Genomic DNA, 14554 nt, shown 5'->3' with positions numbered 1-14554 from the left:
ACCGCTAACGGCGACGGGTCCGGGCTCTCGTCGATCGCAGCCGCCGCAGGCGGCCGATCAGGACCGGGTCGTGCGCCAGCGCGGCCGGATTGTCCAGCAGGACGTTGAGGAGCTGGTAGTAACGGGTCGCGGAGAGCCCGAAAGTGTCCTTTATCGCCTGCTCCTTGGCGCCGGCGTGCTTCCACCACTTCCCCTCGAAGGCGAGGATCTGCTGGTCGCGCTCGGTGAGCACGGGTTCGACGGCCGGTTCGGCAACCGGTTCACCGGCCGGCGCGGCGGCGGTCCCGGGCGGAACTTCCGGCGCGCGCGGGGCAGGGATGTGCTGCTGCTCCTCGACCGGCTGGTCACCGGTCGGTTCGGCGGCGGACTGCATGGCACTCCTGGCTGCAGAGATGTTCGGACGACGCGCGGGGATCATCAGCTTAGGCGCGGCCGGCGATCCCCGCGAACGCTACATCAGGTGATGTCTCGCTTACGGATCGTCCACATCGCGACACCCACAATGATGATTGACACCGCGGCGAACAGTCCACCCGCCATCTGCCAGGTGATGGTCAACACCGGCGGCTCGCAACTGTTGGTGGCGGAGTAGACGCAGGGCGCCCGGTAGTCGACGACGTCGTAGGACTTCACCATCCAGGCCCCGATCCAGGCCGGCAGCAGATAGGCCTCGTAGAACCTGACCCGCGCCAGCTCCAGCACGATGGCCAGGCCGAACTGGAAGATCACGATCACGCCGATGGCCACGCCCAGCGCCGCCGCGGTGTGCCGCCCGATCGACGCGGCCCCGAAGCCGATCGCGCCGGCCATCAGCACCAGCCCCAGGCCGCGCAGGCCGGTCAGGCCGAGCGACTGCCAGGCGCCCGGGGTCATCCCCGCGGTGCTCCCGCGCAGCGTCGCGATCAGCCAGAACAGCCCGGTCCAGGCCGCTCCGGAGAGCACGCCGAGGCCGGCCAGCCAGGTCAGCAGCGCGGACAGCTTGGTGGACAGCACCCGCAGCCGTTGCGGCCGCCAGAGCAGCAGGTTCATCATGCCGCCGCTGTTCCACTCGGCACCCACGAAGGACGCGCCGATGATGAACGCGACAAGCGCCAGCAGCGCCGCCCAGGCGATCACCAGGGCCGGGAAGTCGGCGCGGAAGTCGAACGGCGGGGTCAGGAACTGCTCGGCCGAGATCTGGTCCCGGGTCGGCGGGGAGATGCCGTCACAGTTCCCGCCGTACGAGGTGGGGTCCTTCCGGCAGTCCTGCCTGGCCTGTTCGGCGTAGCCGAGTTGCTCCTGGTAGGCGCGGTCCGCCGCGGCCTCGGCCGCCGCCCGGGTCCGCGCCGTGGTCTTCTCGTGCGTGTACGCCGTACCGCCGGCCAGCAACCCCAGCACGATCAGCGCGATCAGCACGAAGAACCTGGTGAACCGCCGTTTGGAGAGTCGCCGCGTCTCCGCCGTGTACAGGCTCACTGTCCCCACCCGCCCTGCGTGCCCACCTGATCCACCTGCCGGCTCGCACCGTCCACCGGCGCGGTGCCGGTCAACTCCAGGAACACGTCCTCCAGGTCGGCCGAGACCGGGGTCAGCTCGGAGACGTAGATCTGCCGTTCGGCCAGCAGCTTGGTGATCTGAGCCGGATTGCTCGCGTTCCCCACGGTGAAGTGGTCCCTCTCGATCGTGATCACGGCGCCCGCGGCACGCAGCATCTCCGCGGCGCCGAGCAGGTCCACCCCGGGCTCCAGGCGCACCCTCACCGCCGACGAGGTGTGCCCGGCGAGCACGTCGGCCACCGAGCCGGCGGCCACCCGCCGGCCGGCCGAGATGATCGTCACCGAGTCGCAGATCAGCTGGATCTCGCCGAGGATGTGGCTGGAGAGCAGCACTGTCATCCCGGACCCGGCGAGGTCCCCCATCAGCGTGCGCATCTCCCGGATGCCACCCGGGTCCAGCCCGTTCGCCGGCTCGTCCAGGATCAGCAGCTTCGGCTCCTTGAGCAGGGCGGAGGCCACCGCCAGCCGCTGCTTCATACCGAGCGAGTAGGTCTTCACCCGGTCCTTGGCGCGGTCCCGCAGCCCGACCAGTTCGAGCACCGCGGGCACCCGGCGCGGGTTCACCCCGCCGGCGTCGGCCAGCAGCGACAGTGTGGTCTCGGCCGTGAAGTTGCCGAAGAACTGCGGGCTCTCCACGATCGCCCCGACCCGTCCGGCCACCTGCGGCAGGCGGCGCGGGACCTCCTCGCCGAGGATCGCCATCCGGCCGTCGTTCGGTTTGATCAGGCCCAGCAGCGTCCGCAGAGTGGTGGTCTTGCCCGATCCGTTCGGGCCGAGGAAGCCGTGCACCTGGCCGGCCTCCACCACCATGTCGAAGCCGTCCAGCGCCTTGCGGACACCCTTGCGGCCGCGATAGGTCTTCCGCAGCCCTGATATCTCGAGTACGGCGGTCATCGCCGCACCTTAAGTGATCAGCGCGGATCCCGGGACCCGTCCGGGCCCGGCCTCAGGCGCAGATGACCTCGACACCGGCTTCGCGGAACGCGGCCACCGTGGACGAGGACGCCCCCGAGTCGGTGACCAGGGTTTCGATCTGGGTGATCGGGCAGATCCGGGCGAAGGCATGGCTGCCCAACTTGGACGAGTCGGCGATCACCACGACCCGCTTGGCCCGGGCCACCATCAGGCTGTTCATCGCGGCCTCGCCCTCGTGGTGGGAGGCCGCGCCGAGTTCCACGTCGAGGGCGTCCACGCCGAGCAGTGCGATGTCCAGCGTTACCTCCTTGAGCAGCGCCCCGCCGAGCGGCCCGACCACCTCGAAGGACTGCGGCCGGACCACGCCGCCGGCCACCACGATCTTCATCCGGGAGCGGACCAGCAGCTCGTTCGCGATGTTCAGGGCGTTGGTGACGACGGTGAGCTGGGCGCCCTCGCCGCCGGAGTTGAGGTCGGGACGCACCGCCAGCGCGCGGGCCACCTCGGTGATCGTGGTGCCGCCGTTCAGCCCGACCACCGTGCCGGGCGTGACCAGGCGGGCCGCGGCCTCGCCGATCCGCTGCTTCTCGGCGGAGTGCTTGGCGCTCTTGTAGCGCAGCGGCAGGTCGTACGAGACGCCGTTGGCGACCGCGCCACCCCGGGTACGGGTGATCATCTGCTGCTGGGCGAGCTGGTCGAAGTCACGCCGGATGGTGGCCTGGGAGACGTCCAGGCGCTCGGCGGCCTCCTCCACGGTCACCCGGCCGCTCTCCGTGAGCAGCTCCAGCAGGGCATTCCACCGCGCGTACCGGTCCACCCAGACTCCCCGATTGCACGTTCCATGATAAGTGTGTGCACATTAGTGCGCGAAAGGCCGGGAAGCAAAGAGAGCTCGTGCGCGGTACTTGCCCCCGCACCAGCGCCATGAGCACAATAACGCGCGAAATACCCGGGTACCGAGCTTGATTGCGCAGCGATGGGTGGCTTCGCGTCGTTGGGTGCTCGGTGAGGTCGGCAGAACCGGTGAGGATGAGCCATGACGCACGTGAAGGCGGAGATCGCCAGTCAGCCGGAGTGCTGGCGGCAGGCGGCCAAGCTGGCCGGATCGCCGGGACTCCCGGCCCGTGGAGAACGGGTCGCCGTGATCGGCTGCGGCACCTCCTGGTTCATGGCGAAGTCCTACGCGGTGCTGCGTGAGCAGGCCGGGCACGGCGAGACCGACGCCTTCCAGTCCTCCGAGTTCCCGTACGGGCGGCGGTACGACCGCCTCGTCGCGATCACCCGGTCCGGCACCACCACCGAGACGCTCGAGGTGATGCGCGCGGTCGGCGCGGACACCCCGGTCACCGTGTTCACCGCCGACCCGGCCCAGCCGGCGGTCGACATCGCCGGAGACGCGGTCGTGCTGGACTTCGCCGACGAGCGGTCGGTGGTGCAGACGCGCTTCGCGACCAGCGTGCTCGCGCTGCTCCGGGCGCACCTGGGCCACGACATCGACGCGGCCGCGATGGACGCCGAGGTGGCGGTGCGGCTGCCGCTGCCGGTGCACCCGGCGCTCACCGACCAGATCACCTTCCTGGGCCGGGGGTGGACCGTGGGCCTGGCCGAGGAGGCGGCGCTCAAGTGCCGGGAGACCGCCGGCTTCTGGACCGAGTCGTACCCGGCCATGGACTACCGGCACGGGCCGATCTCGATCGCCGGCCCGCGCCGGGTGGTGTGGGCGTTCGGTGACGTGCCGGCCGGCCTGGCCGACGAGGTGGAGGCGCGGGGCGCGGCCTTCGTGCACAGCCGGCACCACGGCGGGTACGCGACGCTGGGCCGGTGGGTGGGCGGCCGGGCGCCGCTCGACCCGATGGCCGACCTGGTGCTGGCGCAGCGGGTGGCCGTGCTGCTGGCCACCACGCAGGGACTGGACCCGGACCACCCGAGTGGCCTGGCCCGCTCGATCGTGTTGCCCGACCACTCGTGAGCGACACCGTCGTCGTCGCCCTCGACGTCGGGGGCACCGGGATGAAGTGCGCCCTGGTCCGGCCGGACGGCGTGGTGCACCACCAGGAACGTCACCCGACTCTGGCGGACCGGGGCCCGGCCGCGGTCACCGAGAACATCCTGGGCGTCGCCGAGAACCTGGCGGCCAGGGCCCGTGCGGACGGGCTCACGCCGGTCGCGGCCGGCATCGCGGTGCCCGGCGTGATCGACGAGGTCGCCGGCGTCGCGGTCTGGTCGGCGAATGTCGGCTTCCGCGACTTGCCGCTGCGTGACCTGGCTGGCCGCCGGCTCGGGCTGCCCTCGGCGATCGGCCACGACGTCCGCGTCGGTGCGCTCGCGGAGGCCCGTCTGGGCGCCGGCCGTGGACGCCGGCACGTGCTGTTCGTGGCGATCGGCACCGGCATCGCCGGCGGCTTGGTGGTCGACGGGGCGGGGTACCCGGGCGCACACGGCGCGGCCGGCGAGATCGGGCACATCGTGGTCCGGCCCGGCGGCACGCCCTGCCAGTGCGGCTCCCGCGGCTGCCTGGAGACGGAGGCGTCGGCCCGCGCGATCGGGCGTCGCTACGCGGAGCTCACCGGTCAGGCTCGCGCGACCGCGCACGACGTGGCCACCCGGGCCGCGGCCGGCGACCAGCTGGCCGTCCAGGTGTGGCAGGACGCGGTGGAGGCGCTCGCCGACGGGTTGCTGACCGCGCAGGCGCTCTTCGACGTCGGCGTGATCGTGCTCGGCGGAGGGCTGTCCGAGGCCGGCGACGGGCTGCTGCTGCCCGTCCGGGACGCGTTCGCCCGACGGGTCACCTTCCACCGCGCCCCCGACATCGTCCGGGCCGAGTTGGGTGACACCGCCGGCTGCCTGGGCGCCGCCCTGCTCGCGCTCGACTCCCTGGGGAGCCCCGCATGACCCGCATCTCCGGCCGGATCGTCACGCCGGGTGGCGTCATTTCCGGACACCTCGACATTTCCGGTACGACCATCGCCGCGATCACGCCGGACGCTGCCGCCCCCGGGAACGACACCATCCCCGCCAACCACACCGCCCTCGGGAACGACACCGCCGACGTGATCGTGCCCGGCTTCGTCGACCTGCACTGCCACGGCGGGGGCGGGCACACGTTCACCACCGGCGACCCGGAGGCGGCCCGCGGCGCAGCGGCGTTCCACCTGTCGCACGGCACCACGACCATGTTGGCCAGCCTGGTCAGCTCGCCCTTCGAGCTGATGCGCTCGGCCACCCTCGCCTACCGGCCCCTGGTCGACGAGGGCGTGCTGGCCGGGATCCATTTCGAGGGCCCCTACCTCTCCACGGTCCGGTGCGGCGCGCAGAACCCGGCCTTCCTCCGGAACCCGGTCCTCGCGGAGATCACCGAGGTGATCAAAATCGGTGAAGGCGCCGTACGGATGATGACCGTCGCGCCCGAGCTGAACGGTGCTCTCGAAGCGATCTCCCTCCTGCGTGACGCCGGCGTGATTGCCGCTGTCGGACACACCGACGCGTCGTACGAGCAGACCCACGCCGGTGTGGCGGCCGGCGCGTCGGTAGCCACCCACCTGTTCAACGGCATGCGTCCGGTGCACCACCGCGAACCCGGCCCGGTGATCGGCCTCCTCTCCTCGGCCGCGACGGTCGAGCTGATCGCGGACAACATCCACCTGCACCCGGGCATGCTGGCCTACGCCGCCGGCAGCGCCGGCCCGGACCGGTCGATCCTGGTCACCGACGCGATGGACGCGACCGGGATGCCGGACGGCGAGTACGAGCTGGGCGGCCAGGCGGTTGTGGTCGCCGACCGGGTGGCCCGGCTCGCGCAGGGCGGATCGATCGCGGGCAGCACCCTGACGATGGACGTCGCCTTCCGCAACGCGGTCGCCGCCGGTCTGCCGCTGACCGCCGCCGCCGCGATGTCGTCGGCCACGCCGGCACGGCTGCTCGGCCTCGCCGACCGTGGCGCTCTGGCCCCGGGTCTCCGGGCCGACATCGTCGTCCTCGACGCCGACCTGAACCTGAAGCGGGTCATCCGCGCCGGCGTCTAGTGCGGAGTCCACGAACCTCCGACCGGCCGGCGAGGCGGTGAGACCAGAGCTCGGCGTCGACGCCAACCGGTCGGTGTTTGACGGTCACCGCACCAGCCGCCGAGATCTCCGGCGGCCCTCACCGGCCCGTGGCGGGCCCGTTGAGGCCTGCCTCTACGACGACGGGCATCCCCGTTCGGTGTGGCCGGGTTCGCGTCGGCGCGCACGCTCACTGCATACAGACGTGATCTGGCTCCTTTCCGCTGGTGCGCACGCTGACCGCGTACAAATGGATCTGGTTTTCTCGGTGGCGCATGTTGACGGCGCACAAACGGGACCCGGTCTCCCCGTCCGCGCGTGCTGACCGCTTACAAACGTGAACCTGCCCCTTCCGTCGGCGCTGGGCCCTCTTCCCGTCGGCGCTGGGCCGACCGGCGGGTCAGGTCAGATGGTGCGACTGGCCGGCGGTCAGATGGGTGTAAGACGCTCCGGTCGGGACCGGGCCCTGCTCGCCGAGGAAGTTGCCGAGCATGGTCAGGCCGACCTGGTTCAGCGCGCCGTCGTGCACGCCGATCGTCTGCTGCGGCTTGACCTCGCGAACCCAGTCGATCAGGTCGGCGACGCGGGACCACGGGCCGTGCACCGGGAGCAGCAGGGTCCGCACCGGGACACAGGGCACGGTGAGCGCATCTCCGGGGTGGAAGACAGTGCCGTCGACGAGAAACCCGACATTCGGCACGCGCGGGATGTCGGGGTGCAGCTCGGCGTGCCACTTCCCGTACACCCGGATGTCGAATCCGTTGGCGATGAAGGCGTCGCCCTCGCCGACCACGTGCACCCGCGCCGGGTCGCCGTCGAACGCGCCGGCCACCGAAGCGTGGGTCCACACCTCCAACGCCGGGTTGGCATCCAGCGCGGCGGCCAGCCGCTCCCCGCTGAAGTGGTCGAAGTGCTCATGGGTGATCAGGGCGGCGTCCGCGCCAGCGAAGGCGTCCTCCGGCGTCAGGCCGCCCGGATCGATGACCAGCCGCCGACCGTCCTGCTCCAGCGTCACGCAGGCGTGGCCGTGCTTGATGAGCTCCATGGGAGCCTCCTCCGGAAGAAGTACAGCAACGTTGTACATGGCGAACTGTACAACATGGTTGTATAGTTTTGCCATGGCGGAGATGAGACAGGCCGGACCCGAGCCGGCGCGGACGGCGACGACCGCGTGGGTGGAAAACGGCGGCCAAGCGCCCGGACTCGTGTGGCCGGAGCCGGATCTGACGGATTCCGAGCTGGTCGAGCCGGAGGAGCAGGAAGAAGATGTCGCGGAGCAGTTACGGCAGGCCATCGGGCGGCTCGTGCGGGCCACCCGGGCGCATGCGGACACGCTGTCCCGCACGCATGCCGAGACGCTGGGCTATCTGAGCCGGGAGGGAATGCGGACGATCGCCGAGCTCGCTGCGCTTCGCCGGGTCAAACACCAGAGCATGAGCCGTACGGTCGGGGAGCTGGAAGCCTTGGGCTTCGTGAGCCGGGCGTCCAACCCGGCGGACGGGCGCGCGTTCATGATCGCGATGACCGAGGCGGGCGCGCTCGCGCTGGACAACGACAGGGCCGCGCGGCGGGAGTGGGTGGCGGGGCGGATCGCCGCGCGACTGACATCGGAGGAGCAACGCCTGCTCGCCGCGGTTCCGGCGCTGCTGGACCGCCTTGCCGACGACGAATCCTGACGCCCGGGAGCATCCGACATAGGGCTGTTTCAGAAAGCCGGTCCTGGTGGTGGAGCGGCGCTGGGCGGTGCGCGGCTGTCAGCGGCGGCGCGCACAGGACCGGCCGCAACCCGGGCAGTCGTAAGGCAGCGCGCGCGGCAGCCCAGCGCACGCGGCAGCCCAGCGCGCGCGGCAGCCCAGCGCGCGCGGCAGCCCAGCGCGTGCAGCAGCCCAGCGCGTGCAGCAGTGCAAGGTAGCCGGCGGAACTGCCGGACGTGACGATCGGCCGGGTGTAGGTCAGAGGCCGGCCGGGCGTTCCCAGCCACGCATCTCCGGGACGGGGATGCGGTCCCAGGGGATGCGTTCGACGAGGCGGGCCAGGAACAGGCCGAGGAGGAGGCCGGCGATCGAATCGGTGAGCCAGTGGAAGCCGGTGTAGACCGTGGTGATGAAGACGATCACCACGGGGAGGACGCGGATGGCGAAGAACTCCCAGCGGGTGAGCGTGCGGCGCAGGAGGGCCGCGGCCAGGATGCCGAAGACGGCGTACCAGACCAGGGCGTTGCCCATGTGACCGGACGGGAAGCTGCGGCTTTCGACGCCGCTCGCCACCGGGTTGAACATCTCGGTCTTGAAGGGGCCCTCGTAGCGGGGTGCGGCGCGGTCGAAGTAGAGCTTCATCGGGCCGATCGTCAGGTAGGTGACGACGTAGGCGGCGATGAACGGGAACAGCGCGCGAATGGAGCGGGTGCGATATGTGAGCAGGCCGGTGAGGATCAGGCCGATCGGGGTGAGCACCTGCCCGCCCTGGCCCAGGTAGTTGAGGACCCGGGCGGTCCAGTACGGGACCGGCGGCTGGTGACCGAACGCCCAGTCGGCCACCCGCTCGTCGAGGGCCAGCAGGTGATCCTGGATCAGCGCCACGGTGAGCGCCGCGAACGCCGCGAGCAGTAGGACGTCGGGCCACCAGGGCAGGGTGCGGCGTGCGGCGATCGTCTCGGTCACCGTTCAAAACTAGAGGTACCCGGGCAACCCGGCGGCCGGCAGGTGGCCGGACCGGGGCGGGGCCCGCGGCACGCGCGGGAGCGGCCATGCGAGTCCGGGTGGCGGGCACGCCGCAACGGTCGGCGGGCCAACGCGGCCGACAACGGCCGCTACTGGCGCACGCGCACACGCACGCACATGGCCGACGGGACGCACGGCCGCCGCCGGCGGCGCACACACGGCCGCATCCGCGGGACGCACCCCGGCCGGGTCGGCCGCGCACACGCACGCACAGGGCCGCGTGGACGGGCGCACACCCGCCGCGTGGACGGGCGACACGAGGGGATGGCCGGGCGGCAGGTGGTGCGGCTGCGCCCGGCTGCAACGGCTCGGCGTGGCGGGTGTGCGGCTAGAGGAACGCCCGTAGCTTCGTGGCCAGCAGGTCGCCGCGGACGCCGGAGTTCGGGCAGCCGCCGAAGTGGTGCAGGGCGACCACCTTGTTCGTCTTGCGGGACAGCACCGGCGAACCGGACGAGCCGCCCGCGGTGTCGCAGAAGTACGAGACGTCCGAGTGCGCTACGTAACCCGTGTAGTCCGGATTGTCGACGGCGCAGTTGCCGGCCTTGTCGCCGTTCGCGCCGGCGATCCTGGTCGGCTCGCCCGCCGGGTGCTGCGGCACGTAGAGTTCCGTACCCTTGGCCGGGCGGCTGGTGTCCAGGGTGAGGTACCCGAACTGCCCGATCGAGTCGAAACCGTCAACGCTGAAGAGCGTGTAGTCGAGTACGTGGTCGGTAGAGACGACCTGGTCACCCCACACCTTGGTGGGCTTGAAAACGTCGTACCCGCCGCATTTGGCGCATTGGTAGTTGAACCAGACCTCGGTCTCGTAGGCCTCTTCGGAGGTCGCCAGGCAGTGGTTGTTGGTGAGCATCCGGTTCTTCGGGCCGGCCCGCCAGCCGGTGCAGAGCTCGGTTCCGTTGATCAGCAGGCGGGCGACCGCCTTCGACTTGATGTAGGCCACCGGGTCGCTGGACTGGTAGCAGACCGCGTCCCGGGAGGTGTCGTTGCCGCAGATCGACTCCTCGCGGCCGGTCCGGCCGGGGCGCCCGAGGGCCGGCGCGGGCACCCGGGCCTGCTCGGTACGGGTGAAACCGCGGGCCACCCGGTCGACGCTCACGCCCAGCCCGTCGATGGCCGAGCGCACGCGGAGCGGGTCGGCCGCCCGGTGCACCTCGACGACGGCGGTGTCACCGGTGATCGACATGGCCCATTTCTTCGCCCTGCCCGATTCGTAACGGTACGACTCCGTACGATCCGGGTTCGAGACCGTCAGATAGTCACCGGGGAGCAGGGCCATCCGGTCGAAATGCACCTTGACGTACGAGGCACCCGGGTACTCGAAGATCCGCTTCGGCGGACCGGCCAGGTAACCGAGCAGCTTGCTGACGCTGACGAGCTCGCCGACCCGCTGACGCCCCGGAGCGACGGTGGCGGACTCCAGGACTCGCTGGGCCGGGCGGGGCGCGGCAGCCGGCGCGGACGGCGATTCATCCGTTCGGGAGGCGGCGGCGGAGGGGACGACACGCGAAACCGCACCCGACGAGGACGATCGGGCATCAAGCGCGGAAGCGGACAGCGTGCCGTCGGCCGCCACCGGGGTACGCGGCGCCCCGGGCGCCTGATGCCAGGTTCCGACCGAACCGTCGCCGCCGTGCGCCGTCACCGCGCCGGCCGCTCCGGCCAGCATCAGGGCGGCGCAAGCTCCGACGACGATTCCTGTCTTGCGTCGCATGCCACTCCCGGTCCGTCGTAGGCGTTTTCGCACCTGTGTAACGAGCCACGTACGAGCGCGACGCGGAGAACGACCGGGCACACTTGGGCAGTGCGCATCACCTCCGCCTTGATCGACCCCGCGCTGCTGGACCTGCCGTGGCACGTGCCGCTCGAGGATTGGCCGGCCGACCACCTGGTCGCGCTGCCCCAGGGCATCTCCCGGCACGTCGTGCGGTTCGTGAAGCTCAACGACGTCGTCTACGCGATGAAGGAGACCCGCGAGCGCATCGCCGAGAAGGAGTACGACCTGCTCCGCGCCCTGGAGCGGATCGACTTCCCGGCCGTGCAGGCGGTCGCCATCGCCACCGACAGGCGGACCTCGGACGGCGAGCCGCTGGAGACGGTGCTGGTCACCCGGCACCTCCAGTTCTCCCTGCCGTACCGCGCGCTGTTCTCCCGGGTGTTGCGCCCGGACACGATGAACCGGCTGCTGGACGCGCTGGCCGCGCTGATCGTGCGGATGCACCTGACCGGCTTCTCCTGGGGCGACTGCTCGCTGTCCAACACCCTGTTCCGCCGCGACGCCGGCGCCTTCGCGGCCTACCTGGTGGACGCGGAGACCGGCAACCTCTACCCGAAGCTGTCCGAGGGCCAGCGCTCCGAGGACATCGAGATCCTCCGGCTGAACATCTTCGGCGAGTGCCTCGACCTGCAGGCCGCCGAGCTGCTGCACGAGTCGATCGATCCGGAGTCGGTGGTCGACGACATCGTGGCGCGCTACGAGCGGCTGTGGCACGAGGTGACCTACGAGCAGGAGGTGGCCAAGGACGCCCGGCACCACATCGAGCGGCGGATCCGGCGGCTCAACGAGATGGGTTTCGACGTCGCCGAGGTGTCCATGTCCACGATGGACGGCGGCTACCGGGTCCGCCCCAAGGTGGTCGACGCCGGGTACCACACCCGCCGGCTGATGCGCCTGACCGGCCTGGACGCCGAGGAGAACCAGGCCCGCCAACTGCTCAACGACCTGGACGCGTACCGGGCGGAGAGCGCGCTGACCGACGAGCAGCAGGCCGCGCACCGCTGGCTGACCGAGGTCTTCGAGCCGGTGGTCCGCGCCGTCCCGGCCCACCTGCGCCGGAAACTGGAGCCGCAGGAGATCTTCTCGCAGATCATCCAGCACAAGTGGCTGCTCTCCGAGCGGGCCGGCAAGGACGTGGGGATGGGCCCGGCCGTGCAGTCGTATCTGACCGAGGTTCTGGTCAACAAGCCGGACGAGCAGGCCGTGCTCGGTGTCGACGCGGAGGAGCTGGTCTAGGAGTCGCCCGGCGATCGGCGGGACGGCCCTCAGGGTTTGGACAACTCGACGAGGGCGCGCAGGGCCCGCTGGCGGGCGACCACCAGGATCCGGTCGCCGCGGGAGAGGACCCGCCGCGGGTCCGGGCGCCAGTCGGTCCACTCCTGATCGGCTGACGACATCCCCAGCACGCGGGCCTGCGCCGCCTCTTCCACCTCGCTGAGCGGCGCACCGTCCAGGGGCGATCCGTCCCGCACGGTGACCGTGCCGACCAGCAGCACATGCCTGTCGACCGGGATGCTCGCGTGCACGTTGCGCTCCAGCAGGGCGGCCGCGAACACCGGCGCGCACAGCCGCGACACGCTGCGCGACGTGCTGATGTCGAACGCGGAGCCGATCCGCTGGGCGAAGTCGTCGTCGAAGAGCCGCAGCACCACCCGCAGGTCCTCGCGGATGCCCCGGGCGTGCAGCGCGGCCTGCAGGTTCACCGGGTCGTTCGTGGACACCACGACCAGCGCGCGGCAGGTCGCGATGGAGGCCGCCCGCAGCGTCTCCTCGCGCGAGGCGTCCCCGACGATGACCGGGATTCCGCGTTTCTGGGCGGACTTCACCCCGCGGGCCTCGGCGTGCCGGTCGATCGCGACCACCCGGACGCCGAGGTCGTGCAGCCGGCGCAGCACCTGGGTGCCGACGTTGCCCAGGCCGACCAGCACGATGTGGTCGCGCAGCACCCCGGCCGGCCGGCCCTGGCCGAGCGCCAGCCGCGCGTTCACCATGCCGTCCACCACGGCCGCGGTGATCAGCGGCAGCAGTGCCAGTCCGGCGACGGTCAGCACCAGTTGCGCGGCCTGGGCCACCGCGTTGCGCTGCTCCTCCACATCGGACGAGCCGACCGCGGTCATCAACGTGACGTAGATCGACTGCCAGAGGTTGTGATCGGTGCCGTCCCACGCGTTCAGCACCGCGCCGGCCAGCACCGTGACGACCAGCGTGATCAGCACCGCGACGCCGAGCTTGCGGCTCAGCGCGGCCCGCAGGGCCCGTCCGAACGCGGCCAGCGGGCGCCTCCGGCGCGCGCCCCGGACCAGCATGCGGCGGGTCACGTCGCCCTCCGCCGAGCCGCCGACGGCCTGGGCCAGCACGAGATCGCCGGGCCTGGCGTCCTCCGGGGACGGCTCCTCCGGCAACACCGCCACCTCGCCTCCGGCGTCGGTGGCCAGGGTCAGCATCACCCGCCGGTCCGGCACGTCGGCGCGGTGGGCGACATAGAGCGTACGGTCGCTGTGCCGGAAATGGGTGGGAGCGACCTCCCCGAGCGCCGCCGCCACGAAGGCCGGCGCCGCCATCTCCGCGTCGGAGAGCACCACGTGGTCCGGGAAGATCCGGCTCACGCTGCCCGCCAGCCCGGTGTTGAACATCCGCACCACGACCCGCAGCTTCTCCTCGACTTCCCGGGCGCAGAGGGCGGCGTGCAGGTTGACCATGTCGTCCGGCATCACCAGGGCGAGCGCTGTGGCGCCGGCCAACCCAGCGTCCCGGAACGCGCGCTCGTCCAGCCGGTCGGCCTGGCGCAGCTCGACGCCGCGCTCCTCGAGCACCTTCAGGTCGGGCACGTCGGATCGCATCCGATGCGGAGTGATCACGGTCAGCCTGATCCGGTGTCGAGAATTCGCCAATTCTTCGGCCAGGGTCCAGACCAGTGCGTCAGCACCACAGACCACCAGGTGGGGGCGGGTGTCGCCAGTTGCGCGGGGAACCGTGCTCACGTTTACGAATCGTAGTGAGCCGTTACCGCCTCGCGGGGCCGCCCGTTGCCCAATCCGACACCATTCGTCCGAGTTGGTGGAAATCCCCCCGCCAACCCATCGTCCGAAGTGGTCTGGAGAGATAATTGCGTAAGTTGTGGTACGCCGGAGCTGGAGTGATCGCCGGTGGGCTCCTCATGCTGGGAGGTGCGCCCGCCCTCGCGGACACCTCCTCGCGAGTGGCCGGCACCTCCATCATTCCGTGCACCGACCCCGCTCACATCGGCCTGGGCCAGCACGTGCTGGGCCATGCCAGCGGGCTGTACATGTCCAGCCCGGTCGGCACCGACCTACTGGGCCGGCCGTCGTCGTTCGACCTGGACCGCGACGGCCACCAGTTCCAGCAGAGCCTCGGCCCGGACAGCAGCCGCCAGTGGTTCCAGCACGGCTTCGCCCAGGACGACAGCAGCCAGCTGGTCGGCCAGGGCCTGGCGCAGACGGCGCACAACCTGGCACACGGCGGCCTGTCGCAGACCGGCCAGAGCCTGGCGCTCGGCGGCGGCCTGGCCCAGACCGCGCACGACATCGCCCACGGCAACCTCGGCCAGAG

The 14554-nt window shown here is 71.3% G+C and carries 14 protein-coding genes; 6 read left to right on the top strand and 8 right to left on the bottom strand.

Annotation, left to right across the window (positions count from 1 at the left end):
• Nucleotides 1-4: 4 nt before the first annotated feature.
• From Asi03nite_RS34875 to Asi03nite_RS34860, 4 genes are all read right to left on the bottom strand, one after another.
• Nucleotides 5-373 (bottom strand): DUF3263 domain-containing protein, encoded by a 369-nt coding sequence (locus Asi03nite_RS34875; RefSeq protein WP_203684787.1) that lies wholly within the window; start codon nt 371-373, stop codon nt 5-7.
• Nucleotides 374-456: 83 nt separating this feature from the next.
• Nucleotides 457-1455 (bottom strand): ABC transporter permease subunit, encoded by a 999-nt coding sequence (locus Asi03nite_RS34870; RefSeq protein WP_203684786.1) that lies wholly within the window; start codon nt 1453-1455, stop codon nt 457-459.
• Nucleotides 1452-2429 carry an ABC transporter ATP-binding protein gene (locus tag Asi03nite_RS34865; RefSeq protein WP_203684785.1) on the bottom strand — a complete coding sequence of 326 codons (978 nt, stop codon included), beginning with the start codon at nt 2427-2429 and terminating at the stop codon, nt 1452-1454. The genes Asi03nite_RS34870 and Asi03nite_RS34865 overlap by 4 nt, the downstream gene beginning before the upstream one ends.
• A gap of 52 nt (nt 2430-2481) precedes the next feature.
• On the bottom strand, nt 2482-3267 hold the full coding sequence (locus tag Asi03nite_RS34860; RefSeq protein ID WP_203684784.1) for a DeoR/GlpR family DNA-binding transcription regulator: 786 nt from the start codon (nt 3265-3267) through the stop codon (nt 2482-2484).
• Between the two features lie 219 nt (nt 3268-3486).
• On the opposite strand from Asi03nite_RS34860, the gene Asi03nite_RS34855 reads away from it, so the two are divergent.
• The 3 genes from Asi03nite_RS34855 to nagA are packed head-to-tail and all read left to right on the top strand — an operon-like array spanning nt 3487 to nt 6472.
• Nucleotides 3487-4419 (top strand): SIS domain-containing protein, encoded by a 933-nt coding sequence (locus tag Asi03nite_RS34855; protein WP_203684783.1) that lies wholly within the window; start codon nt 3487-3489, stop codon nt 4417-4419.
• Nucleotides 4416-5342: an ROK family protein gene (locus tag Asi03nite_RS34850; protein WP_203684782.1), complete on the top strand. Its 927-nt coding sequence runs from the start codon at nt 4416-4418 to the stop codon at nt 5340-5342. The genes Asi03nite_RS34855 and Asi03nite_RS34850 overlap by 4 nt, the downstream gene beginning before the upstream one ends.
• Nucleotides 5339-6472, top strand: coding sequence for an N-acetylglucosamine-6-phosphate deacetylase (gene nagA, locus Asi03nite_RS34845; RefSeq protein ID WP_203684781.1), 1134 nt, complete (start codon nt 5339-5341; stop codon nt 6470-6472). The genes Asi03nite_RS34850 and nagA overlap by 4 nt, the downstream gene beginning before the upstream one ends.
• Before the next feature lie 418 nt (nt 6473-6890).
• On the opposite strand, the gene Asi03nite_RS34840 is transcribed toward nagA, so the two are convergent.
• Nucleotides 6891-7535 carry an MBL fold metallo-hydrolase gene (locus tag Asi03nite_RS34840; protein WP_203684780.1) on the bottom strand — a complete coding sequence of 215 codons (645 nt, stop codon included), beginning with the start codon at nt 7533-7535 and terminating at the stop codon, nt 6891-6893.
• Between the two features lie 73 nt (nt 7536-7608).
• On the opposite strand from Asi03nite_RS34840, the gene Asi03nite_RS34835 reads away from it, so the two are divergent.
• Nucleotides 7609-8166, top strand: coding sequence for a MarR family winged helix-turn-helix transcriptional regulator (locus Asi03nite_RS34835; RefSeq protein WP_239103145.1), 558 nt, complete (start codon nt 7609-7611; stop codon nt 8164-8166).
• 276 nt (nt 8167-8442) lie between these two features.
• Here Asi03nite_RS34835 and Asi03nite_RS34830 read toward each other — a convergent pair whose 3' ends face one another.
• Both Asi03nite_RS34830 and Asi03nite_RS34825 read right to left on the bottom strand, forming a co-directional pair.
• Nucleotides 8443-9150 carry a phosphatase PAP2 family protein gene (locus Asi03nite_RS34830; RefSeq protein ID WP_203684779.1) on the bottom strand — a complete coding sequence of 236 codons (708 nt, stop codon included), beginning with the start codon at nt 9148-9150 and terminating at the stop codon, nt 8443-8445.
• 388 nt (nt 9151-9538) lie between these two features.
• A complete protein-coding gene (locus tag Asi03nite_RS34825) occupies nt 9539-10921 on the bottom strand; it encodes a trypsin-like serine peptidase (protein WP_203684778.1) in 1383 nt (460 codons plus the stop codon).
• A gap of 90 nt (nt 10922-11011) precedes the next feature.
• On the opposite strand from Asi03nite_RS34825, the gene Asi03nite_RS34820 reads away from it, so the two are divergent.
• A complete protein-coding gene (locus tag Asi03nite_RS34820) occupies nt 11012-12220 on the top strand; it encodes a DUF4032 domain-containing protein (RefSeq protein ID WP_203684777.1) in 1209 nt (402 codons plus the stop codon).
• 29 nt (nt 12221-12249) lie between these two features.
• Here Asi03nite_RS34820 and Asi03nite_RS34815 read toward each other — a convergent pair whose 3' ends face one another.
• Nucleotides 12250-13965: a potassium channel family protein gene (locus Asi03nite_RS34815; protein WP_203684776.1), complete on the bottom strand. Its 1716-nt coding sequence runs from the start codon at nt 13963-13965 to the stop codon at nt 12250-12252.
• A 176-nt stretch (nt 13966-14141) separates the two neighbouring features.
• On the opposite strand from Asi03nite_RS34815, the gene Asi03nite_RS34810 reads away from it, so the two are divergent.
• Nucleotides 14142-14554: hypothetical protein (locus Asi03nite_RS34810; RefSeq protein WP_203684775.1), on the top strand; the 413-nt coding region annotated here is incomplete at its 3' end.

Origin of the sequence: Actinoplanes siamensis (assembly GCF_016862395.1) — a bacterium.
Taxonomy (GTDB): domain Bacteria; phylum Actinomycetota; class Actinomycetes; order Mycobacteriales; family Micromonosporaceae; genus Actinoplanes; species Actinoplanes siamensis.
This window is presented reverse-complemented; position numbering and strand designations above follow the sequence as displayed.